Annotated in this window: 18 protein-coding genes; 9 read left to right on the forward strand and 9 right to left on the reverse strand. The window is 58.4% G+C overall.

What is annotated here, in order from left to right; genetic code table 11:
• Nucleotides 1-18 precede the first annotated feature (18 nt).
• The 4 genes from yidC to rpmH all read right to left on the reverse strand — a co-directional run bounded on the left by yidC (nt 19) and on the right by rpmH (nt 2627).
• On the reverse strand, nt 19-1677 hold the full coding sequence (gene yidC, locus F7R11_RS02775; protein WP_064806088.1) for a membrane protein insertase YidC: 1659 nt from the start codon (nt 1675-1677) through the stop codon (nt 19-21).
• Nucleotides 1678-1683: 6 nt separating this feature from the next.
• A complete protein-coding gene (yidD, locus tag F7R11_RS02780; RefSeq protein WP_064806090.1) occupies nt 1684-1998 on the reverse strand; it encodes a membrane protein insertion efficiency factor YidD in 315 nt (104 codons plus the stop codon).
• A complete protein-coding gene (rnpA, locus tag F7R11_RS02785) occupies nt 1995-2420 on the reverse strand; it encodes a ribonuclease P protein component (RefSeq protein WP_064806092.1) in 426 nt (141 codons plus the stop codon). The genes yidD and rnpA overlap by 4 nt, the downstream gene beginning before the upstream one ends.
• Before the next feature lie 72 nt (nt 2421-2492).
• The gene (rpmH, locus tag F7R11_RS02790) at nt 2493-2627 is read right to left on the reverse strand and encodes a 50S ribosomal protein L34 (protein ID WP_003262958.1); all 135 of its coding nucleotides are present in this window, start codon (nt 2625-2627) and stop codon (nt 2493-2495) included.
• Nucleotides 2628-3234: 607 nt separating this feature from the next.
• Between rpmH and dnaA the strand changes: the two genes are divergently transcribed.
• From dnaA to F7R11_RS02820, 6 genes are all read left to right on the forward strand, one after another.
• Nucleotides 3235-4836 carry a chromosomal replication initiator protein DnaA gene (dnaA, locus tag F7R11_RS02795; protein ID WP_021196880.1) on the forward strand — a complete coding sequence of 534 codons (1602 nt, stop codon included), beginning with the start codon at nt 3235-3237 and terminating at the stop codon, nt 4834-4836.
• 286 nt (nt 4837-5122) lie between these two features.
• Nucleotides 5123-6235: a DNA polymerase III subunit beta gene (dnaN, locus tag F7R11_RS02800; protein ID WP_021196879.1), complete on the forward strand. Its 1113-nt coding sequence runs from the start codon at nt 5123-5125 to the stop codon at nt 6233-6235.
• A gap of 140 nt (nt 6236-6375) precedes the next feature.
• A complete protein-coding gene (gene gyrB / locus F7R11_RS02805; protein ID WP_021196878.1) occupies nt 6376-8913 on the forward strand; it encodes a DNA topoisomerase (ATP-hydrolyzing) subunit B in 2538 nt (845 codons plus the stop codon).
• 479 nt (nt 8914-9392) lie between these two features.
• Nucleotides 9393-10475: a hypothetical protein gene (locus F7R11_RS02810; protein ID WP_064801019.1), complete on the forward strand. Its 1083-nt coding sequence runs from the start codon at nt 9393-9395 to the stop codon at nt 10473-10475.
• A 7-nt stretch (nt 10476-10482) separates the two neighbouring features.
• Nucleotides 10483-10887: a hypothetical protein gene (locus F7R11_RS02815; protein ID WP_151180501.1), complete on the forward strand. Its 405-nt coding sequence runs from the start codon at nt 10483-10485 to the stop codon at nt 10885-10887.
• A complete protein-coding gene (locus tag F7R11_RS02820; RefSeq protein ID WP_064801023.1) occupies nt 10880-11545 on the forward strand; it encodes a hypothetical protein in 666 nt (221 codons plus the stop codon). Before F7R11_RS02815 ends, F7R11_RS02820 begins: the two co-directional genes overlap by 8 nt.
• Nucleotides 11546-11996: 451 nt before the next feature.
• Here the strand turns inward: F7R11_RS02820 and F7R11_RS02825 are convergent, their stop codons facing one another.
• The 4 genes from F7R11_RS02825 to F7R11_RS02840 all read right to left on the reverse strand — a co-directional run bounded on the left by F7R11_RS02825 (nt 11997) and on the right by F7R11_RS02840 (nt 19843).
• Entirely contained in the window at nt 11997-15239 is a 3243-nt protein-coding gene (locus tag F7R11_RS02825; protein WP_064801025.1) for a type I restriction endonuclease subunit R, read from the reverse strand.
• Complete coding sequence (locus tag F7R11_RS02830) at nt 15236-16552, reverse strand: restriction endonuclease subunit S (protein WP_064801027.1); 1317 nt, start codon at nt 16550-16552, stop codon at nt 15236-15238. The genes F7R11_RS02825 and F7R11_RS02830 overlap by 4 nt, the downstream gene beginning before the upstream one ends.
• Nucleotides 16549-18594 (reverse strand): type I restriction-modification system subunit M, encoded by a 2046-nt coding sequence (locus tag F7R11_RS02835; RefSeq protein WP_064801029.1) that lies wholly within the window; start codon nt 18592-18594, stop codon nt 16549-16551. Before F7R11_RS02835 ends, F7R11_RS02830 begins: the two co-directional genes overlap by 4 nt.
• 328 nt (nt 18595-18922) lie before the next feature.
• Nucleotides 18923-19843, reverse strand: a complete 921-nt coding sequence (locus tag F7R11_RS02840; RefSeq protein WP_064801031.1) for an HNH endonuclease signature motif containing protein — start codon at nt 19841-19843, stop codon at nt 18923-18925.
• A 1022-nt stretch (nt 19844-20865) separates the two neighbouring features.
• Here F7R11_RS02840 and F7R11_RS02845 point away from each other — a divergent pair.
• The 3 genes from F7R11_RS02845 to F7R11_RS02855 are packed head-to-tail and all read left to right on the forward strand — an operon-like array spanning nt 20866 to nt 22129.
• Nucleotides 20866-21639 (forward strand): hypothetical protein, encoded by a 774-nt coding sequence (locus F7R11_RS02845; protein ID WP_064801033.1) that lies wholly within the window; start codon nt 20866-20868, stop codon nt 21637-21639.
• On the forward strand, nt 21636-21884 hold the full coding sequence (locus F7R11_RS02850) for a hypothetical protein (RefSeq protein WP_064801035.1): 249 nt from the start codon (nt 21636-21638) through the stop codon (nt 21882-21884). The genes F7R11_RS02845 and F7R11_RS02850 overlap by 4 nt, the downstream gene beginning before the upstream one ends.
• Nucleotides 21881-22129 carry a hypothetical protein gene (locus F7R11_RS02855; RefSeq protein WP_064801037.1) on the forward strand — a complete coding sequence of 83 codons (249 nt, stop codon included), beginning with the start codon at nt 21881-21883 and terminating at the stop codon, nt 22127-22129. The genes F7R11_RS02850 and F7R11_RS02855 overlap by 4 nt, the downstream gene beginning before the upstream one ends.
• Nucleotides 22130-22202: 73 nt before the next feature.
• Here the strand turns inward: F7R11_RS02855 and F7R11_RS02860 are convergent, their stop codons facing one another.
• On the reverse strand, nt 22203-22493 hold the full coding sequence (locus tag F7R11_RS02860; protein WP_064801039.1) for a DUF6471 domain-containing protein: 291 nt from the start codon (nt 22491-22493) through the stop codon (nt 22203-22205).
• Nucleotides 22494-22685 lie beyond the last annotated feature (192 nt).

The following is a 22685-nucleotide window of genomic DNA, read 5'->3' on the forward strand; positions in this document are numbered from 1 at the left end:
TGCTGGAACGCGATCGCCTTACTTGGCAGGCGCGGCGCCCTTGTTGGTGCCCAGCATGCGGTTGATCGACCATTGCTGCGCGATCGACAAGCAGTTGTTCACCACCCAGTACAGCACCAAGCCAGCCGGGAAGAAGAAGAACATCACCGAGAACGCGATCGGCATGAACATCATCACCTTGGCCTGCACCGGGTCCGGCGGGGTCGGGTTCAGCTTGGTCTGCACGAACATCGACACGGCCATCAGCACCGGCAGGATGTAGAACGGGTCCGGTGCCGACAGATCGTGCACCCAGCCCAGCCACGGCGCGCCGCGCATTTCGACCGACGACAGCAGCGCCCAGTACAACGCCATGAACACCGGAATCTGGATCACGATCGGCAGGCAGCCGCCGAGCGGGTTGACCTTCTCGGTGCGGTACAGCGTCATCATCTCCTGGTTCATCTTCTGCGGATCGCCCTTGTGGCGTTCGCGGATGGACGTCATGCGCGGCTGCAGGTCCTTCATCTTGGCCATCGAACGGTAGCTCGTGGCCGACAGCGGGAAGAACACCAGCTTGATCAGCACCGTGAGCGCGACGATCGACCAGCCCCAGTTGCCCAGCAGCCCGTGAATCTTCTCCAGCAGCCAGAACAGCGGCTTGGCGACGATGGTCAGCCAGCCATAGTCCTTCACCAGATCCAGGCCCGGGGTGATGGCCTCGAGCATGCGCGCTTGCTGCGGGCCGGCGAACAGGCGTGCCGTGGCCGAGACGCTGGCGCCCGGCGCCACCGTGCCCAGCGGCTCCTGAATGCCGATGCGGTAGAAGTTGGTGTCGACGCGGTCGACGTAGTACTCGCGCTTGACGTTGTCAGCCGGAATCCAGGCCGAGGCAAAGTAGTGCTGCACCATCGCCACCCAGCCGCTGTCGGTCGGGGCCGGTACGTGTGCCTTGCCCTTGTCGATGTCGGAGAAGGTGATCTTGTGGAACTTGTCGCCGTCGGTGTACACGGCCGGGCCGGTGAACGTGCTGTAGAAGCGCGATTGCTCAATCGCGCCGCCGTCGCGGGCCAGTTCCATGTACAGCGTCGGGTTGATCGGCGCCGTGCCGTCGTTGGTCACGTCAAAGCGCGTGTCGATCACGTAGCTGCCGCGCTTGAAGACGTACGTCTTGACCAGCTTGGCGCCGCCCTTGTCGGCCGTCAGCGTGATGGAGACATCATTGCCCGTGCCCAGGTCACGCGGGCCGGCCGAAGCCGCAAACACCGTCGTGTGGTTCGGGAAATCGCCGCCGATGATGCCCGAGCGCGCCAGATAGGTGCGCTCGATGCTGCGGTCGAACAGCACCATCGGGTTGCCATCGTGGTCCTTCTGGTCCAACAGCTCCAGCTTGGTGACGATCGCGCCGGCCGTGTCGATGGTGGCGCGCACCACGTCGGTCGTGATGACGATCTTTTCCGAAGCCGGTGCCTGCGAGGCTGCGCCCGTGGCCGGAGCGGCCTGCGAACCCGCGGCGGCCGTTGCGGCGGCGCTCTTGGGCACGTCGCCTGCGGGCGTGCTGCCCGGTGCGGCAGTCGTGGCCGTCTGCGGCGTCGGGAAGAACATCGACTGGTGGCCATTCGCGCGTTGCCAGTTGTCGAACAGCAGGACAACCGCCAGCGAGAAGATCACCCAGAGAATGGTGCGTTTGATATCCATGTCGGATTACGGTCTGGGAAGGTGAATCGACGGCCGCACAGCCTGCGTGTCGGCTGCGGTCGCGTCGGTCGATGCGGAATCGGAGGAGCGGGGCACAGCGTCGCCAGCGGCGGGCGGCACAGGATCATACCCGCCTTGTGCGAACGGATGGCAGCGGCATAGACGTTTTGCCGCAAGATAACTGCCATAGCCCGGCCCGTGCGTGATGACGGCGTCGCGCGCGTAGTCGGAACAGGTCGGCAGGAAGCGGCATTGCGCGCCCACGAAGGGGCTGAACGCCACTTTATAGATGCGCAGCAGAAACAACAGCACGCGCGTCATGACGTGCTCCCGGCAGCAGGCTGGGAGGCAGCGGGTGGGGCGGGCGGTGCAGGCAGCGGCCGTGTCGCAATCTCAAAGAGGTGCGACAGCTCTTCGTGGCAGATGCGCTTGAAGGCGGCCACGGTGGGCACGTCCTGGCGTGGAAACTTGGCGTGCAGGCGGATCAGCACGTCGCGGCCGCCCAGAGACGGCTGCCGCAGGCGGAACAGCTCGCGGCACTGGCGCTTGATGAGATTGCGCTCGACGGCGCGCTTGGCAAACTTCTTGCCGATCACCACGCCCAGGCGCGCCTGGGGATGCCCATTGGCGCGCACATACAGCACAAAGTGACGACTGCGCCGGACGGGCCGCAAAGCAAAAACGGATGAGAACTCATCCGTTTTCGTCAGCCTTGCGGCTTTGGGGTAGGCGTGCAAGCCCATCGCCGGCTGGGGGTAAGACTGCGGCAAAGCCATGGGCAACGGCCAGGGGCCGCCACCCGGGGCGCGGCAGTCTTAGATGGCCAGGCGCTTACGGCCCTTGGCGCGGCGTGCGTTCAGCACGGCACGGCCACCACGGGTCTTCATGCGGACACGGAAACCGTGGGTGCGCTTGCGACGGGTAACGGAAGGTTGGTAGGTACGCTTCATGATGCACTCTCTTGTTAATTGGTGGTGCGGACGCTGCCGCACGCGCCGGGCCTAGGGTCGCCCCGCAAAGCCTGGTGTCGATTCATTAGGAGAAATCGCCCACGCAGACCGCCGTGCGCTGTGTTGTTCACGGGCACCGACGGTATCGGGCCTTAGCCGGATCAGGCGCGCTGGACGAATCCGGCGCCGCGTCTGACGCGAACAAGCGTGCGCTCCCCTGCCGCGCATCGCAGAACCCGCCATTTAAACGATGTTTGCTGAATCTGTCAAGTCTGGCAGATTGGGGATAACGTGTGCGCCATACGAGAAATCCACCCGCCAGCAAGTTGTCCCCAACGCCTTGTGCGGCCTGGGTCGTTTCGGTGAAAGCCTTGCCAGCATTGGGTTTGTGGGCGGGTGTCAAAAGTAGTTGTCCACTGCTACTCACAGCAGTTCCACAGGTTATCCACAGACTTATCCTTTGTGGATAACTTTCGGCCGGGGGTACAATCCCGTTCCAATAACGAATGCCACCCGGTTTCTGGCTTGTGCCAGAGGCCCGGCGGCCGGCCCCGCCCGGGGACGTCGACAGACGCGTGTGGCGCCGGTCAAACAACTAACGATAACGATGCAGGATTTCTGGCATGCGGCATCCGCTCAACTTGAGAGTGAGCTGACGCCGCAACAATTCAAGACGTGGATCAAGCCGCTCACGCCGCTGTCATTTGACGAGCAGGCGTGCACGCTGCGGATTGCCGCGCCTAACCGCTTCAAGCTCGACTGGGTCAAGAGCCAGTTCTCCGGCCGCATCCAGTCGCTCGCGTGTGACTACTGGGAGATGCAGGTCGACGTGCAGTTCGTGCTCGACCCGGCCGCCGGCCAGCGCCAGGCGGCCCAGCAGCCGGCGTTTGCTCCGGCGCCGATGCAGCCGATGGCCGCGCAATCGATTCAGCCGAGGCAGGCAGCGCCAGCCGCCATGCCGGCCGCAAGCAGCGCCGCACTGGATGCTGCAGCCATGCGTCCGGCCCCCGCGATGTACCGCGAAAATGCGCTCGCCACGGCCAGCCATGCTGTGGCCGAGATCGACGTGCCCGTGATGGACGCCGCCGAGGTGAGTGCCCAGTCATACCGCATGCCGCCGCAGGCACCTGCCATGGTCACGGGCCTGGCAACGCCGCCGCAGGCGCCCGTGGACGACACCGTGCACGAGCGCTCGCGCCTGAACCAGATCCTCACGTTCGACAACTTCGTCACCGGTAAGGCCAACCAGCTGGCGCGCGCCGCGGCCATCCAGGTCGCCAACAACCCGGGCAAGTCGTACAACCCGCTGTACCTGTACGGCGGCGTGGGCCTCGGTAAGACGCACTTGATCCATGCCATCGGCAACTTCATGCTGATGGAGAATCCGCGCGCGCGCATCCGCTACATCCACGCAGAACAGTACGTTTCTGACGTAGTGAAGGCTTACCAGCGCAAGGCGTTTGACGACTTCAAGCGCTACTACCACTCGCTCGATCTGCTGCTGATCGATGACATCCAGTTCTTCTCGGGCAAGAACCGCACGCAGGAAGAATTCTTCTACGCGTTCGAGGCGCTGATCGCCAACCGCGCGCAGGTCATCATCACCAGCGATACGTATCCGAAAGAGATCACCGGGATTGATGACCGCCTGATCTCGCGGTTCGACTCCGGGTTGACGGTGGCCATCGAGCCGCCCGAGCTGGAAATGCGCGTCGCCATTCTGATGAAGAAGGCGCAGGCCGAGAACGTGACCGTGCCGGAAGAGGTCGCTTTCTTCGTCGCCAAGCATCTGCGTTCGAACGTGCGTGAGCTGGAGGGCGCGCTGCGCAAGATCCTGGCGTACTCCAACTTCCACGGCAAAGAGATTACGATCGAGGTCACGCGCGAGGCGTTGAAGGATCTGCTGACCGTGCAGAACCGCCAGATCTCGGTGGAGAACATCCAGAAGACCTGCGCGGATTTCTACAACATCAAGGTCGCGGACATGTACTCCAAGAAGCGGCCGGCCAACATCGCGCGCCCGCGCCAGATCGCCATGTATCTGGCCAAGGAGCTGACGCAGAAGAGCCTGCCGGAAATTGGCGAACTCTTTGGCGGACGCGATCACACCACCGTGCTGCACGCCGTGCGCAAGATTGCCGACGAGCGCACCAAGGACGCCCAGCTCAACCACGAGCTGCACGTGCTGGAGCAAACGCTCAAGGGTTGATGGCGCATCGCGCTGCCGCGTGCCACCAAGGCGCATGGCAGCGCCATCTGCCCAGAATTTGCCGCATGCAAACGCCCGCTCGAACGCGGGCGTCTTTTCATGCACAATAGACATATTTGCCGCGCGCGCGACGCTATCCAGCGCCCCCTTCTTTGCGGTATAATTTGTGATTAACCCCTTGATTTACAACAACTTTGGGGTTAATCGCGAATGCTCCTGCAGGCACAGGCCATGAGGGGCGCGCGCGGTGTCACCCCAAACTGCATACACTGCAAGGATCGCCTTCATGCAATTGGTCAAAACCTCGCGAGACAACCTGCTGCGTCCGCTGCAAATCGTGAGCGGCATCGTGGAACGCCGTCACACGCTGCCCATCCTGGCCAATCTGCTCATCACCAAGAAGGGTGAACGGGTTTCCTTCCTGTCCACCGACATCGAAATCCAGATCACCACGCACGCCGATTGCGGCGCCGGCGCCGGCGACATTGCCACCACCGTGGCCGCCCGCAAGCTGGTCGACATCCTGCGTGCCATGCCTGACGGCGAAGTGGCGCTGACGCTCAACGACAAGCGCATGACGGTGCAATCCGGCAAGAGCCGCTTTGCGCTGCAGACGCTGGCCGCCGAAGAATTCCCGACCGTGGCCGAGGCCACCGACTTTGGCGCGCGCATCACCCTGCCGCAGAAGACGCTCAAGCACCTGCTGGCGATGGTGCACTTTGCGATGGCCCAGCAGGACATCCGCTACTACCTCAACGGCATGCTGCTGGTGGTGGACGGCAAGCAAGTCATGGCCGTCGCCACCGATGGCCACCGACTGGCCTACTGCGGCGTGGAAACGGGCGAGCAACCCGCTGGCGCTGGCCGCCACGAAGTCATCATCCCGCGCAAGACCATTCTCGAACTGCAACGCCTGCTGGAAGACGTGGACGATCCCGTCTCGGTGCAACTGGCGTCGAACCAGGTCAAGTTCACCTTCGGCAATATCGAGCTGATCTCCAAGCTGGTCGAAGGCAAGTTCCCGGATTTCCAGCGCGTGATCCCGAAGGGTTACCGCAACAGCTTCACGATCGACCGCACGTTCCTGCAAAGCGCACTGCAACGTACGGCCATCCTGACGACCGACAAGTTCAAGGGCGTGCGCTGCATGCTCGACACCAACGTCCTCAAGATCAGCTCCACCAACGCTGACCAGGAAGAGGCGCAGGAAGAACTCGAAATCGACTACCAGGGCGACGCGCTGGATATCGGTTTCAACGTCACCTACCTGCTGGACGTGCTGGCCAACCTCAAGGCCGAAAAGGTGCAGGTGAGCCTGGGCGACTCCAACTCGAGCGCGCTCATCACCCTGCCCGACGACGACACCTTCAAGTACGTCGTCATGCCGATGCGCATCTGACACGCATTTGCCAGATAAGCACTATCGATAGCAAGACGAGGGGCTGGATCGGAAAGATCCGCCCCTTCGCCGTTTTTAAGCAACCCCGCTGTGTGCGCTGAGACAACCATTTCCGTGCCCATGGCTGCGAGCAGAACGACATGACCGAAGAGCAGAAACCGCAATCCACCCCCGCCGAGGCCAGCAGCTCCAACAGCTACGACGCCGCCTCGATCCAGATCCTGGAAGGCCTGGAGGCGGTACGCAAGCGGCCGGGCATGTACATCGGCGATACCTCGGATGGCACCGGCCTGCACCACCTCGTGTTCGAGGTGTTGGACAACTCCATCGATGAGGCGCTGGCCGGGCATTGCACCGAGATCCAGGTCACCATCCACACGGACAACTCCATCTCCGTGATCGACAACGGCCGTGGTATCCCGACCGGCATCAAGTTTGACGACAAGCACGAGCCCAAGCGCAGCGCGACCGAGATCGCCATGACCGAGCTGCACGCCGGTGGCAAGTTCAACCAGAACAGCTACAAGGTGTCGGGCGGCCTGCACGGCGTGGGTGTGTCGTGCGTGAACGGCTTGTCGAAGTGGATGAAGGTGACGGTCCGCCAGAATGGCAAGGTGCACCACATCGAGTTTGCACAGGGCGTTCCGCAAAACCGCCTGATCGAAACGGTGCAAGCGCCGGACGGCACGATGGTGGAGGTGTCTCCGCTGCACGTGACGGGCACGACGGACAAGCGCGGCACCGAAGTGCACTTCCTGGCCGACGAAGAAATCTTCACCAACGTCGAGTACCACTACGAGATCCTCTCCAAGCGCATTCGCGAGCTCTCGTTCCTGAACAACGGCGTGCACATCCGCCTGACGGATCAGCGCACCGGCAAGGAAGAAGACTTCGCCTTCTCGGGCGGCGTGAAGGGCTTTGTTGAGTACATCAACAAGAACAAGACCGTGCTGCACCCGACCATCTTCTTTGCCGCCGGCGAGAAAGACGGCGTGGCCGTGGAAGTGTCGATGCAGTGGAACGACGCCTACAACGAGCAGGTGCTCTGCTTCACCAACAACATCCCGCAGCGCGACGGCGGCACCCACCTCACGGGCCTGCGCGCCGCGATGACGCGCGTCATCAACAAGTACATCACCGACAACGAGATCGCCAAGAAGGCCAAGGTCGACACCTCGGGCGACGACATGCGCGAAGGCCTGACCTGCGTGCTGTCGGTGAAGGTGCCGGAGCCCAAGTTCAGCTCGCAGACCAAGGACAAGCTGGTCTCGTCAGAAGTGCGCTTGCCGGTGGAAGAAGTCGTGGCCAAGGCGCTGACCGACTTCCTGCTGGAAACGCCGGTGGACGCCAAGATCATCTGCGGCAAGATCGTGGAAGCTGCCCGCGCGCGTGAAGCCGCCCGCAAGGCCCGCGAAATGACGCGCCGCAAGGGCGTGCTCGACGGCATGGGCCTGCCCGGCAAGCTGGCCGACTGCCAGGAGAAAGACCCCGCGCTGTCTGAACTCTTCATCGTCGAGGGTGACTCCGCAGGTGGCTCCGCCAAGCAGGGCCGCGACCGCAAGTTCCAGGCGATCCTGCCGCTCAAGGGCAAGATCCTGAACGTCGAGCGCGCGCGCTTTGACAAGATGCTCTCCAGCCAGGAAGTGCTCACGCTCATCACCGCGCTTGGCACCGGCATTGGCAAGGACGACTACAACCTCGACAAGCTGCGCTACCACCGCATCATCATCATGACCGATGCTGACGTGGACGGCTCGCACATCCGCACGCTGCTGCTCACGTTCTTCTACCGCCAGATGCCCGAGATCATCGAGCGCGGCCACGTGTACATCGCCCAGCCGCCGCTCTACAAGATCAAGCACGGCAAGGAAGAGCGCTACATCAAAGACGACGTCGAGATGGCCGCCTACCTGGTGCGCCAGGCGCTGGACACCGCCGTGCTGGTGCGTGCCGATGGCACCGAGATCGCCGGCGACGCCCTGGCCGAACTCGCTCGCCAGTACCAGCTGAGCCGCGGCGTGATCGAGCGCCTATCCCGCGTGATTGACGCCGACGCCCTGCGCGCCATTGCCGAAGGCGTGGTGCTGGACCTCAGCAGCGAAGCCGCCGCCGAGGCATCCGCCCGCACGCTCAAGGCCCGCCTGCTGGAAATGCAAGGCAACGCCAGCAGCGCCAACGGCGGCGCCACCGCAGACGCCTTCATGCAGTACGACGAGAAGAGCGAGAAGTACCGCGTGATGGTCGTGCGCCGCCAGCACGGCAACCAGCGCCTCAGCCACATCGACGCCGATTTTGTGGCCGGCGCCGACTACGCCGCGCTGTCGGGCACCGCCGCCACCTTCCAGGGCCTGATTGGCGAAGGCGCCAAGGTGCGCCGCGGCACGGGCGACAAGGTGCGCGAGCAGAACGTTGCCGACTTCCACGCCGCCATGACGTGGCTGCTGAGTGAGGCCGAGCGCGGCGTGAGCCGCCAGCGCTACAAGGGCCTGGGCGAAATGAACCCCGAGCAGCTGTGGGAAACCACCATGGACGTCACCCAGCGCCGCTTGCTGCGCGTGCAGATTGAAGACGCCATTGCCGCGGACCAGATCTTTACCACGCTGATGGGCGATGACGTGGAACCGCGTCGGAACTTTATTGAGAGCAATGCGTTGGTGGCGCGGAATATTGATGTTTGAGTGTCGTGTAGATAGACGCATAACCTGAGAATCCGGGACCCATAAGTTGAAAAACTTATGGGTCCTTTTTCTTAATAGCCCAAGTGCTGGCATATGCCATTGGGCGGAGGCGAGGTGCATTAACGAAGCGTGTGGAGTTTGATGAGCGCACCTTATGTCGTAGACGTCGTATGTTAAATTGCAATAAAACGACGATGCTTACTGGGGGGCATCTGATAAGGCTGGGTAAAATGGCCTCACGACGGGGCAGAGATGCGACCCGAGCGGTTCAGCGAGAAAGTCAGTTATAAGAGTAACCTTCCGCAGGGGCTTTTCACCTTCACGACCAAGGGCGCAAGTGCCGCCATTTCCGTAGGTAGATGAGCCCCGGCACGCGCCGCTTGTCGCTCGACCGGAGACAGGACAATTCGTTTTGGAAGGTATACTGGCGCGTAGTCGCAACGACGGCGAAAAGAGTACAAGAATCCGGGGGACAGGGGATGGCAAAACTAAAAGAGCAGATTGAGAGACTCGTCGGGGATTTGCGGCAAATCACCAAGTGGGGGCGGATGGCTGACTTTGCGTCGGCCAATGGGCTTCCCATCACGCGCACGTGGGCCCCGTTCATTGTCGCCATTTTTGAGCGGTACACCAACGACGCCGATTTGCTAAAAGTCGTCGAGAAGCTTCGTCAATTCTACGTACAGCAGCTGTTGGCCGCCGACCGTGTGGTGACGTTCTTTCATCCGCACGAGCATGAAAAATCACTTTACGATAGAGCCGTCAACGCCCAGCCGTCGGAAAGCGCTGCACAAAAGCACTTCCCGGCGCTGGTGCCTGAAGCGCAAGCCAAAGACCATGTTCCGCAGATGCCGACGCTTGTAGGGCGGTTGGTGTCAGCCAATAAGAGGGTCGCGCTCTTCTATCTGTCTGGGCGATACGTCGAGGAACGGGACAAGTACAAGCGTGACGAAGTGAATGCCGCTGTTCAAGAGGCATTTCAAGACTACGACGAGTTCATCGCAGTCAAGCTGAAGTTCAAGCAATGCATGGACAGCGTCATTGTCCATCCCGATGGCTCCGTGCAAATGAGAATGGACCTCCCAACGCTCACCAACGCGGACTACGCGGAGATTTGCATCAAAAGCCTACTCAAGTCGTTCCATGCGGATTTCTCGGGCGCTGACGGCTCGTCGCTCATTGGAGGCCGGGTGAACCTATTCAAGGCTATCGGTAGCATCTATCGGACTTCCGGCCTTGGGCGGGTGAGCGAACTCGGGTTTGAAACCCCGACGGATTCTGTCAAGGTCGAGAAGATGCGTGGCAAGTCTTCAGACTTGCGCGAGGAGCTGTACCATAAGGCTGGTAAGGTGGGTCTAAAAAATCTTGCAGAGATAGTCCCATATCGTCTTTCGGTACGTTTCCCTCCGTCGGTCGGGAAGCATCCTGTAGAGTTGTCGCTGCCCGGTTCGTTCAGAGAGCTAGCGAAGCCTTCGCAACGACTTGAGGTGGCTTCCGTTAGCGGGTGCGTCAACGAAAAAGACTTCGAAGCTGCGGTGCAGACTCTCCTTGGGCATGTTTAGCCTTGATATGAACAGAACCGAAGCAATCCAGCGGGTTCAGGCGGTGTGGGACAAGAGCCCTGCCGCCACGCTCTGCGTTGCGATTGTCGAGCAATTAGCGGAAGGCGTTCTCAAGCGCCTTACTTTCGGTCAACTGTACGGGCTTGCCACCAAGAGTGATGCTTCTAAGGAAGACATTGCTCGAGCGCTTCAGTATCTAACTGGGCATGACCTTCATCTGCTTGACACTGAATTCGAGTTCATCGACGAAAACGAAGAAACTTTCTATTTCAATGTCGATGACCTCAACATTGCGCGCCACGACGGCCTCTTCCATCCCGAAACTGGCGAGCGAATAGACAACTTCGAGGAACGCGTCTTTCCGACCTTCGTGCCCTCCTCATTGGCGAAGGAAATCTCGTCCAATGAGTGAAATCAGGTTTCTGTTGCCGGACGGTGATTCTGGTCAGAAGGTTAGCCTCAAGGCATACGAGGGGTTGATGACCTTAGCTGCGGGCGGCAATCGAGTGATTCGTCGCATGACGACCGGAACCTACGAAGAGTTCGTGTCACTCTTGTATGAGGATTTCGACGAAATCATTGGCGACCTAGAGGGGCGAAAGAAGTATTTCACTGAGTCTACGGAAGACCAGATAACGGACTCTATAGTGTCGAGCTTGCGACAATACGGCTACGCTGCAAGTCACGATAAGGACCATAGCGGCCACGTAGACATCACGGTCGAGGTGCATCACAAGCCGAATTTCATTTGGCTCGGGGAAGCAAAAATTGACCGTGGGCCCGCATACTGCTGGGGAGGTTTTCAGCAGTTGACCACTCGCTATAGCGTCGCTCGTAAGGATGCAGACGCTGGCGGCATCCTTATCTACCTGCAAGACTATGACAATGCCACGGGACGCTTGGACCAATGGGCGAAGCATCTGGAGGGGGAGCAAGGCATAGCATGTGACCGCGCGGACGCCGGAAGGCCTGGATTAGCTTTTTCGACGTCCGCGGTTCACACGGGCACCGGCCTGCCGTACAAGGTCCGACATATGATGGTCCACCTTCGGCATGACCCGCAGAAATAGCTCAGTCAGCTTCTGGTTCTAAAGGGCATTGCCGTGTGACGCGCGTATTATCTCGCTGTCGAGTTGACGAACTGGAGAGGTTATTAAACGCAAGGACTTGGACAAGCCACGCTTTCCGAGAGAAGTGATAGCCCGTTCAATCCACTCCGCTAGATGATGCTGCTTCCTCCTCATCTGCAGGCAAAGACGCGGCTGTATATCGTAGCTGGATTGCATCCCAAACACCGCCTTCTCCAACGCATCATGTTCACGCCGCCACCCCGGCATTATCTGGGGCAATCAGATTCCAGTAGTCCTGGGTGGGTTCATCTCGATGGTGTGACAAGCTCGTGAACGATGACGTAACCTGGCGGGCGCATCCCCCGGGGAACATGGCGAGAAACCGTCCTCTCTCTAGTCCACCCCGCCACGGGATAGCTCTCTTTTTGATTTAAAATTACCTGGAGCTCTGTTATATCCTGGTGTCGCCCAAATCAATGCTTTTGCCTTCTTTCACCAATTGGTAAATCAGTTCAATGAAAGGCCGCATGGTTTGACGGTCTTGTTGCAGAAGCAGCTCAGCCAACGATTGGTGTGAAGTCAATGCGCGGGCAACTGCGCCTCCTACGGCGCCGGGCAGGTTGCCACGCAACACATCTTCTTTCGAGTTTTGCTGGATTTGCGCCATCGTCGTGCTGTCTTCACCGACGATTTTAATTACTTGATTGACCAACGCGGCTTGGTCCGCTAACGGCGTAGCCTCACCAAACAACTTGTTCAGCTTGCCGATGATTTCGCTCAGGTAGTCTGGCGGGGTGGCTTTCCCTCCACCACCTGCTCTAATCGGTTGAAGAATCAAATCGACATCTTCTGTTTCGTCATCCGGCGTTTCCCGCACCTTAATGTCATAGCCAGTCAGTACAAGACTGGAAACATCCACTTGTTCCGGAGGTACGCCATCCAACCGCTTCGCCAGTAATTTAGCGAAGGCGGCGAAGTTCTCGAGTTCGGGGTCACCCAAATCAATCAGTTGCCCAATGTATCCATAAAGCTGGCTGAAGCGCACCAGCCCACCTTTGAAGTCCAGCAACACCTTCAGCTCTTGGTCAAGTTCGTTGCGCTGTGCATCAGCCTGTTTCGCCGCATCTTCGTACCCGTTCTTTTTCGCCTGTGTGAAAGTTGCTTCACAAGCTGCAATGGCTTCACGCAGGTTCTTGACCTTGCCGTTGAAGATGTCGGTCGGAATTTGCGTAGCTGCGTACAGCTGCCTGTGTTGCTGACTGCGCGTGTCTGGGTCTTGCAAATCCTTTGCCGTCTTGAAGCGTGCAGCCTTGAACGCCTCGAGGTGCATGGTAGTGTAGATGCCCGCTTTGTCTAGTTCAGCCTGGCGCTTGTACGCCACGTTCAGGTCTTGTACCTCTGTAATCTGCGCGCCAGCGTCGTACTTGGCGAACGCGGTCAGAATCGCATTCGGTTCGTTGACGAAATCAATCACATAGGTCGTATCTTTGCCTGCTGCTGTACGGTTTAAGCGCGACAGCGTTTGCACGATTTCCACGTCGTTGGCGATTTTCTTATCCAGATACATCGCGCACAGCTTGGGCTGGTCGAAGCCGGTCTGGAACTTGTCCGCGACAATCATCACTCGGTATTCCGGGCGGTCAAACACAAGGCGCAAATCACTGCCTGGGGCGCCAACATTGAGCGAGGTTTCCGTGAACACCTCATCGTCGTTCGCCACAAATGTGTCGTTCGTGAGACTCTCGTCGGTTGCATGCCTGATGTCCTTGCCGGTCAGCTTGCCGGAAAACGCCACCAAAGCTTGCAAATGCTTGTGTTGTGGATGTGCGGTGATGTAGGCATCAAAGGCCTTTTTGTAACGCACGGCGGCGGCGCGCGAAGATGTCACCACCATTGCTTTGGCTGAACCGTTCAGTAGCCTAGCCACGTTGTGCGCGAAATGCTCGACGATGAATTCCGCCTTCTGCGTCACGTTAGTCGCGTGCAGGTTCATCCATTTCGCCAGCGCGCGTTTGGCTGCCTTGCTGTCCACGCGCTTTTCATCCATGTCCGACTTGGCGATGTTGAATGCCGTCTTGTACGGCGTGTAGCCTTCCAACACATCTAGAATGAACCCCTCTTCAATCGCCTGTCTCATCGGATAGCGGTCGAATGCGGTCGGCATGTTGTCGTTCTTGTGCGGCGGACGCGACGGGTCTGGGCGAGTGCCGAACAACATCATGGTCGAGTGCTTGGGCGTAGCGGTGAAAGCAAAGTGCGACACGTTCTTCGGGCGCACGCGGGAAACCTGGATTTTCTCTAGCAGCTCTTCCACGGTGAGGTTTTCCATCGACGCTGCATCCAAGGCCAGCGACGCCTGCAACTTGCTAGCTGCCGTACCGGTCTGACTGGTATGCGCCTCGTCGATGACGACGGCAAAGTTTTTATCCTTGAGATTCGCGTTGGTCAGGATTTCCTGCATCGCAAATGGGAAGGTCTGGATGGTGACTACGATAATCGGCGTGCCTCGTCCAAGTTCCTCAGCCAGCACGTCGCTCTTGGAACGCCCGCCGAGTAGCTTGCGGTCTATCGCCGCAATCATGTCCTGCTGGTGGTCAATCTGCTGAATGGCATCTTGCAACTGCTGGTCGAGCACAGTACGGTCGGTGACGACAATGACTGAATTGAAAATTGCTGTGCCGTCGCCGTGGCGCAGCCTGACCAAATCATGCGCTGTCCATGCAATCGTGCTGGTCTTTCCGGAACCTGCGCTGTGTTCGCACAAGTAGGCTTGCCCTGCACCTTTGACCTTAGCGTCGTCAATTATCCGATTCACTGCGCGCCATTGGTGGAAGCGCGGAAAAATCAGCGTCTCCCGCGTAGACCAGTTGCCTTGTGCGTCGGCCACCTGCCGTTTGTCCACATAGACAAAGTTGTGGAAGATACGCAGCCACGAATCCTTCTGGCAAATCTTCTCCCAGAAGTAGGCCACCGGATACTCACCGTCCGTGCGTGCCGGATTCCCGGCATGGCCTGCGTTACCCTGATTGAATGGCAAAAAGAAGGTGTTTTCACCATCCAGCTTGGTGGTCATTTGAATGTCCGCTTCGGACAGGGCGAAATGCACCACGGCGCCGCGCTTGAACGTTAGTAGCGGTTCACGCCTGCCGGTGGCCCTGTCGAATGGCTTGCGGTCATTCTTGTATTGCTCCACCGCTGCGTTGATGTCCTGAGTAAAATCTGTTTTGATTTCCACAGTTGCAACGGCGATGCCATTGACGAAGAACACCAGGTCGATGCGGTGCTTATCGTTGACACCGTTGTAAACCAGTTCCGGCACCACGCGTAGGATATTGGCCTTGTAGCGCTCCCAACTTGCCGGGTCACGTACATCTTCTGGTTGCAGCTCACTGGCAATCAGTTCGCCGCCGCCCGCAATCTTGTAGCCTTTGCGCAGCACTTGCACGGTGCCGTTTTGCTCCAGCGCATCGGCAAGGCGCGCCATCACCGTGTCCAGCGCTTTTGCGCCATTTAGGGATGCCAGACGTTTCCATTTCTGGGGCTGAGTAATTTGCAGCCACGCTTGCACATCCTGCGGGTAGATAGCGTATTCGCGGTCGTAGTGCTGGCTTTCGCCTACCTGCCAGCCCTGGTCAACCAGCTTCTTGATGATGTAGTTCTGGAATTCCTTTTCGCGGTGGGCGGTATCGTTCACGCGTTGTCTCGCAGGTCGATTTTGCCAGTGACGGCAGCAGTGATGAGAGCGGTTCGGTGTTCGCGCAGCAGGTCAATTGAATGCTCTGTCTTGGTAATCAACGTGTCAATTCGAAACGTACGATTTTCCAGAAAAACCGAAATTTGGGTCTGCTCATCCAAGGTTGGAACAGGAATATGCAGCTCTTTCAGAAATTCGTCTTGAACGCGCTTTTGGCCGGCAGAACCTTGCATGTAACCTTCGGAGTAGCCGCGGAGTGCAACAGAAGAAAAAAGCCATCCGGCATATGCGGCATTTATCTGTTCCGACGGACGCATTACGATTAGCTCGGTTGTGCCGAAACCAACACCACCTACCAGATTTCTGATGACAGCACCCTTGCCGTTCTCGAAGCAAGGCGTGATTTTGGCGACCACGATGTCGCCGTTGGCGAAATAGGAGTACCCGCTTTCGACTTCCGAAATCTGACGTACGTTGGAAAGGTCAAGTTCACCATTTACGCCAATCGCTTCCATCGGCAGGAAAGAAACCTGCTCAGATTTTTCCCTATCTGCGATTTCCCGCTTCGATGGATTAAAAACAAAGAAGCGTCGAGATGCACCCACGGTCCAATGTTCTGGTACCTCTCCCAACCACTCCGCACCGGAGTCCTTCATCTTCGCCTTCGGGTTCAAGCCCTTGGTCACAGCATGGGTGATGAGAACTTGGCGCTTTTCGACCAGCAGTTCGATGAAGCGGGTCTTGCGCGCGATAAGTTTATCGATGCGGGCGGTTTCGAGGTCAAGATGGTCGGCGATGGCGACTTGTTCATCCAGTGGTATTTTCGGCAACGGCACCTGCGCAAAGTGCGTGAAACGCATGTCCTGGCCATCTCGAATGAGATTTGCGGTAGCCCGCAATGCCTGTATGTACGTGCTGCTCTTGAACAAATGAGCGAAGAAAGGCTCGTGAACCCATTTCACTGCATGAATGGGAACATAGTGAAAAGTTATTGAGCCCCCGGTACGGCTGAATTCCAACCCACCTTGAAAGCTACGAAGGCTAATCACGAAGTCTCCTGCTTCGACGTGAATCAAGCTGTCCGCACCTTTGTTGATTTCAACGACGCGCCTTCCTTCCAGTTCCATGAACAGTGATTGCGGAATCATTCCGTACTTCTGTGATGCTGTAAGCAACACATCGCCAGGGCGTGCTTTCTCCTTGCGCTGGTCGAACATACGACGGCTCTGCACAACATCCCAATGCGCTGGGATTTTCCCCAGCCATGCCACACCGGAATCCTTCATGGCCGCATGACGCTTGTGAGCTGTCATTCTGCCACCTCATCCAGCAGTGCAGCGATTTCCTTCTCCACTGCCTTAAGTTCCGTGTCAATCTCGTGTAAGTCACGCGGCGGCTGGTACTTATAAAAATATCGATTGAAATTGATTTCATAACCGACCTTGCCAACGCCACCATCGCGCTCATCGACATAGGCTTCATCTACCCAGGCATCCGGCACATGTGGCAGCACTTCTGCTTTCATGTAATCGGCCACGGGCATTTGCAGCGGTACGTTCTCGAAATCGTCCAGTTCCTTGTCAGGCTTTGGATTGCCGGCGCCATCCAGGACCGGCGGTGCGTTTGCTTCGCGCACGCCGAAGGCGGTTTCCAGGGCGGCTACCAGCGGATTGCCGACCTTGCCGACACCCGCTTTCTTTGCCGATTCCACCAGTGTGTCCAGCCATTCATAGGGGTGGGCGGTGTCGTCCTGCTTGGCGAGGAACTTCAGCCACGCGGTTTGTTCCTTTTCGTCGAGCTTGACGAAAGGCTTGCTTGTTCTGAACGCCTCAATGGCTTCGAGGGTGATGCAAATGACCAGGCGCAGCGGGCGCTGCACCTTGATGCGGCGATAGCCGAAATCGCGGTAATCGACGATGCGCACGTTTTCCGCCGGCTCGAAGTCGGCATACAGGCGGGCGATGTCGTGGATTTGCTCATCACTAATGCGGCGACGCTTGTTGCCCTCGCTTTTGCGCATCGGCGAATGGATGGCGGTGGCATCAATCAACTGTACTTGGCCCTTGCGCTGTTTCGACTTTTTGTTTGTCAGCAGCCACAGATAGGTGCCGATGCCGGTACGGAAGAAGATGTCGGTAGGTAGGGCAATGATGGCTTCGATGTAATCCTGTTCCAGCAGCCAGCGGCGGATTTCAGTTGGACCTTGCCCCGCATTGCCAGTAAACAACGGGCTGCCGGAAAGGATGATGCCGGCGCGCCCACCGCCTTTGGCCGGGTCTTCAAGCTTGTCTATTAGGTGCTGAATGAACAGCATCGAGCCATCGCCAACGCTGGGCAGTCCCGCCCCGAAGCGACCGGAGAAGCCTTTTTCTTCATGCTCGCGCACTACGAATGTCTGGTCCTGTTCCCACTTTTTGCCAAAGGGAGGATTGGACAGGCAGTAATGGAATTTTTGCCCGGCGTAGCCATCTTTGGATAAGGTGCTGACTGGTCCCTTGATGTTCAGAGAGAGGTCGCGTGCAGGTTCAGATTCCAGGCGACGCAGCAGCATGTTCGCCAACGCGACGGCGTGGGTTTCCGGTTCCAATTCCTGGCCGTATGGAATCAGCACTGGCGGTACTTTATTGCGGTCGCGATAGCCTTCCACGAAGTTCATCGCATCGGTGAGAAAGCCGCCGGTTCCGCAAGTCGGGTCGTACAGGGTGCGAATCAGACCTGGATTGTTCTTGAACAGCGCGTCGTCTGGGTCGAGCAGCAACGTGGTCGCCAAGTGAACGACGTCGCGCGGTGTCATGAAGTCTTCAGCAGCTTCGTTCACTTCGGCACCGAAGCGACGAATCAGGTGCTCATAGATGTTGCTCATCACCCGGTCGGGCACGACGTTTGGGTGCAACTCGGTGGCGGCAAAGTTCTGGCAAATCTTGAACAACACATCAGCGCGAGCGAGGCGTGCAATCGTGTCGGAAAAATTGAACTGCTCGAACACGACGCGGGCGTTGTCGGAAAAGCCAGCGATGTAGGCTTCCAAGTTGCTCTTGGTACGCGTTGCGCCGAGCGTGCCTAATGAGTATTGACTGGTGTTATAGAAGGGCAACCCAGCCGTTTGGCGAAGAATCAGGTCAAGCTGGATATTCTTGTTCTTGAATTTGTCCGCCGCTTCGCGCACTTTCTGACGCGTCGGTTCCAAAACGCATTCCAAACGACGAAGCAGCGTGAACGGTAGAATGATTTTTCCGAAGTCAGTGTGCTTGAAATTGCCCCACAGGTCGTCCGCGTTTTTCCAGATGAATGCAGAAAGGGTGGTGTCGGATGCGTTTTCTGGCTCTTGGCTCTTTGCTTTCTGTTCTTTAAACATCGAATAACGGATTTCTAATCAATTATCTGCGAGGGGGCGTGAATTTAACGCTATCCCGCAGTGGTAGTCGAAAAATGCGGCGGTGTTTTGACTTGTCGGTGGATGGCTAGGTAGGAGCCCTGGGAGTTTACGTCATGGTCTAGTTTGACCAGCCAAGCAGTTCGCAGGATGCTCTCACCTCCCTACCCAGCTCGCCGAGCCCAGCTGGATGACAATGCTACAAGCTGTTGTCAGTTGGCAAAGGCGGCAGGCACTTCATTCGGAGAATCGGCCGCGGTGCGGCAGGTCTCTGCTGGATGGAGCGAAGTGCCAGGCGCACATGAAGGTGTTAGCTATCTACCCGGTGCTCTTCCAGCTTGCGTTGTCCCGAGTTGCTGCGTTCTATCTCATGGGACTTCTCGTCCATCGTCTCGAAAAGCTTGATGTCGTTGGGATAGTGGGCGGCAAGTACTTCCCAAATCATCCTGTCGCGGACGGCGTGGCGGTCCTCACCGAAATGCGCGCGTCGATGGTCATCAGCACAGATGGCCACCACATTGCGAACGTCGTCCAGTCCCCCGCAGTTCAGTGGGATGACGTGATGGGCCTCAAGGTAGAACCCGCCGCTCGCGGTTCGGAAGCCCTCCTTGCCGCAAAGCTCACAGCATCCGTTGACCGCCCGGCGCTTCACCGTCTTTACCACTTCCGAGTCGCGTTCAAAAATCGTTGTGCCTGACACCTCCACTTTCTTCGGCGGCGGTGGCAACGGCTTGTGCATTTTTGTCTGGCGCGGATGGTCGTCGTTAGATGGGTCGAAGTCCTCCGGTTGCGGCTTACCTCTAATGACGTGAATACGACCGTCTTCGTCCTTGTGATGGGGATACCAGAGGACTGGGTCTAGCTCCCTTTGGTGCGCTTCGCTGGTTTCTCTGAACCCAACCCTTCTGCGTACACCACTGAGGATGGCGACGTGAACAGGCTCCTTACGGTAGTAGGCCGTCTGAATGAGAGCGGACATCGCCGCCGCACGGTTCAGTTGCACCTGGGGGGCTGTCGCGATGTTTTCCTCGGCCCAGTCTGATGCTCGGTTGACGAAATAAATCTCACCGTCATCTTCGAGCATGTTGTCGTGCCAAATGTTGACAAGATATGGGCCACCGGTATCGCCGAAACACCAGTCGTACTGCGACGACATTGCGATGCCGAGCCTGTCGGTGATGTCCTTGACGAGTTGTTTCGTCGTTGGTTTCAGGTCTTGCAAGGTCGTCATTCTTGATAGGTTTTACAGTTGTACTGGTATATGCCGATGACCATGGTACGGCCGCTCGCTGTTATCTGATTCTAGCCTCGGGGCTCCCAGACAACTATGCCTCGAAGTGAGGGCGGCACGATGCGGAGCGTGCGGCGCGAGGCGTATTCGTATTCGTATATCACTCATCGTGCAGACTGCAAGTAAAGAAGGGTGCGCCATGAGCGAACACGGTGGGCCGTGCGTGCGCAATGCAATTCGCCCGGGCGGACGCGGAAATTCCAGACATAGTTTTCGGCTTGAAAATTCTGTCCGCGTTGACTACGGTAACTCCGTCTCAATGCAACGTTGGGACGCGGTATCGAGAGTGAACCTGCCTTCGCAAATCTGACGCGCTTCCGCGGCGAGCCCTATTTATGAGAGGGTACGACGCAGGAGCGGGTGATGAAGCAGACCACTTTCTGGCGACCGAAAGCAGACCGCATCCGGTTTTGGATTGGTGAGAGCGGTGAGCGTCTGCCTATCTCGCGGAGGGGGTGTCTGGTCTGTCCTGCATTATGGACCGGTCTTTGCAGTCCGCGGCAGACATCGGATTGGGGAGGCCGGTTTTCCCCTAGGTGCCCCCCCTGGAAGTGCTGCCAAACGCGGGTTGCCATTTCCCTTGCTAGTCACCCCGACGCCCGTTCTCGCGCTCATCGTGCGACCAGCGGCAGTGCGAATTTCCTGCCTCTCCGCACGCGACAGCAGTGCGCCGTAACGTTAACGTTACAGGCGTGTAACGCGAAAAAAAATTCCGGTAGGAAGAGCCCATGCGCGCCAAGCGATATTCGCGAATGGCGCTGTAACGCCGGTCAGACCAGGCCTATATTTCGCCAAAACGCGTCCGTAAGTTATGCAGTCGAAGCCGCAAATGACTGCATGATGCTGAACAGGAACAGCACTCTCAATTTCCCGTTCCCGCTTGGTTTTTCAGGCGTCATCGCGCCCGTCGCGAGACGTTCTCCGAGCGCTCTCCAACGGACCGCAGTAGACCGAGGTGCGTTGTGAGTCGCGCTTCTGTGTCCTATGGCCGTCGCGGCCGGCAGAGCGGCGCCAACACCGGCATCCGCCAAACGGCATCAACATACGGCAAGGCTAGGTTCGGCACGTACAGCGAAAAAGCTGGCGGCCACATCAACGTCGAGTCCGATGCCGAACGCTTCGTCGCACAGTTGCTGACGATTGACCCACGCGTCAGGGCTTTTCAGCCGCAGCCGTTTAGCGTCGACCTGATAGACCAACGCATGCTGTTCACGCGGGATGCGGTGCGTGGAGCCTGGCACAAGCATCGCGATGTACCCGGCGCGAAGTTCTACACCGTTGATTTCAGTGTTGAATGGCTGGACGGATTGCATCACGCCGTCGAGGTCAAGTTCGAGAGGTTCGAAGGCGATGGGGTCTACTGGGGCAAGGTTGCACGCGCCCGTCTCATTCTGGATGCCAATGGCTATCCCCTGCGCACCCTGGTGTTTCCCTCGAATACCGTTCATCCGGTGCGGATGAACTCGCGGGTGCTAAAGCAGGCAGCTTACCAAGCGCGCACTTACTTGACCGACGAGCTCGTTGAGCGCGTGATGCAGCGCTGTGAAGAGGGTTCTGTCTCGGTTCGCACGCTTTGCTCAGACCTTCAACTCCCACCAGGCCTGATTCCAGTTCCGCTCGTCAGTGGCGTGCTCACGGGAGACGTCGCTCATCACACCATCTGCGGGACGCTCGAACTGTCCCTGGCGTACGGAAACCTAGGCCATCTCTGCCTGCTTGAAGGAGTCGAAGCATGATTCCTAAGCTGCTCCTCCACGACCGCCTTGCTCCGCCAAAAAATCACCATGCATTCTGGGAGGTGCTCGATGCCCAACCGCGTGGGGGCTGCATCAAGGTGTTCGATGCTGCCGAGCGCGCAGACCGGTGCATCAAGGTCACCGACATTCATGACGACATCTACGCAGGCAAACGGACGCTGCTTCGCGCGGGCAAGCCGCGTTTCAGTCATGCGGCGCAACGGGAAGAAAGGGGAACTCCATGAACGAACTCGACATTGACCACGACATGAATGTGTGTGGCACACCTGGGCAACTTGTTGTTGATAACGGCCCCGAAACCAAGGGCGGACGCATCCAGAACCTGGAGCCGCTCGGCGCCCACATGAAGCACTGTAGAGCCAGGGCCGGGCAACAAAAGGCTCTTATCGAACGGCTGAATTATTCAATCCGGACAGAAACGACCGGCTCGGCGCGCGGCAACTCGCCACCGAACTTGGACTATTTATGAGAGGGTATGGCGGGAGCAGGCGATGAAACTGGTCTGGCTGCGGGCGAATTTTGCGACGTGGGTAGTCAGTCGCCTAACCTCCAATATTCTGTCCCGGTTTGAAGGGGACGAGTGCGATGGTCTCCACGCCCATCGCACGCAGGCAGGCAATCAGGAAGGCTGCCGAGAACCTCCTGCGATTGATTTTGCGGTTTATCTGGTCCGGCGACTCGTAGATGCCCTGCGCCTCCAGCATCCGCGAAAGCTGTTTGTAGCGAATGCCGCGCCGTGCCATCTCTTCCTCTACCAGCCCCTTCGCCTCTTCTTCCCACCGCTCGTACGGCTCAGCCGGCAGCCGACCACGCTTGTGTGGCAGTTCTTCCATCGTTCCCCCTCGACCTTGTTCGAGCCTCTATTTTTCTGGTGCCGCGATTCTCGCACGGTAAATTTCGGTCGTATACGACCGGCTCCATCTGGGGGAGCACTACACGTTCTCTGCAAGCCATTTTTTTGCGAGAACAGAATGCTGACAATAACCCTACAACGCAGTTTGGCGGCCCGACGGGCCGCAACTGCA

It is taken from the genome of Ralstonia insidiosa (assembly GCF_008801405.1).
Lineage (GTDB): Bacteria > Pseudomonadota > Gammaproteobacteria > Burkholderiales > Burkholderiaceae > Ralstonia > Ralstonia insidiosa.

Bases quoted from the DNA above. Each gene is read 5' to 3' on its own strand.
- yidC (WP_064806088.1), bottom strand. From the start codon at position 1,677: ATGGATATCAAACGCACCATTCTCTGGGTGATCTTCTCGCTGGCGGTT.
- yidD (WP_064806090.1), bottom strand. From the start codon at position 1,998: ATGACGCGCGTGCTGTTGTTTCTGCTGCGCATCTATAAAGTGGCGTTC.
- rnpA (WP_064806092.1), bottom strand. From the start codon at position 2,420: ATGGGCTTGCACGCCTACCCCAAAGCCGCAAGGCTGACGAAAACGGAT.
- rpmH (WP_003262958.1), bottom strand. From the start codon at position 2,627: ATGAAGCGTACCTACCAACCTTCCGTTACCCGTCGCAAGCGCACCCAC.
- dnaA (WP_021196880.1), top strand. From the start codon at position 3,235: ATGCAGGATTTCTGGCATGCGGCATCCGCTCAACTTGAGAGTGAGCTG.
- dnaN (WP_021196879.1), top strand. From the start codon at position 5,123: ATGCAATTGGTCAAAACCTCGCGAGACAACCTGCTGCGTCCGCTGCAA.
- gyrB (WP_021196878.1), top strand. From the start codon at position 6,376: ATGACCGAAGAGCAGAAACCGCAATCCACCCCCGCCGAGGCCAGCAGC.
- F7R11_RS02810 (WP_064801019.1), top strand. From the start codon at position 9,393: ATGGCAAAACTAAAAGAGCAGATTGAGAGACTCGTCGGGGATTTGCGG.
- F7R11_RS02815 (WP_151180501.1), top strand. From the start codon at position 10,483: ATGAACAGAACCGAAGCAATCCAGCGGGTTCAGGCGGTGTGGGACAAG.
- F7R11_RS02820 (WP_064801023.1), top strand. From the start codon at position 10,880: ATGAGTGAAATCAGGTTTCTGTTGCCGGACGGTGATTCTGGTCAGAAG.
- F7R11_RS02830 (WP_064801027.1), bottom strand. From the start codon at position 16,552: ATGACAGCTCACAAGCGTCATGCGGCCATGAAGGATTCCGGTGTGGCA.
- F7R11_RS02835 (WP_064801029.1), bottom strand. From the start codon at position 18,594: ATGTTTAAAGAACAGAAAGCAAAGAGCCAAGAGCCAGAAAACGCATCC.
- F7R11_RS02840 (WP_064801031.1), bottom strand. From the start codon at position 19,843: ATGACGACCTTGCAAGACCTGAAACCAACGACGAAACAACTCGTCAAG.
- F7R11_RS02850 (WP_064801035.1), top strand. From the start codon at position 21,636: ATGATTCCTAAGCTGCTCCTCCACGACCGCCTTGCTCCGCCAAAAAAT.
- F7R11_RS02855 (WP_064801037.1), top strand. From the start codon at position 21,881: ATGAACGAACTCGACATTGACCACGACATGAATGTGTGTGGCACACCT.
- F7R11_RS02860 (WP_064801039.1), bottom strand. From the start codon at position 22,493: ATGGAAGAACTGCCACACAAGCGTGGTCGGCTGCCGGCTGAGCCGTAC.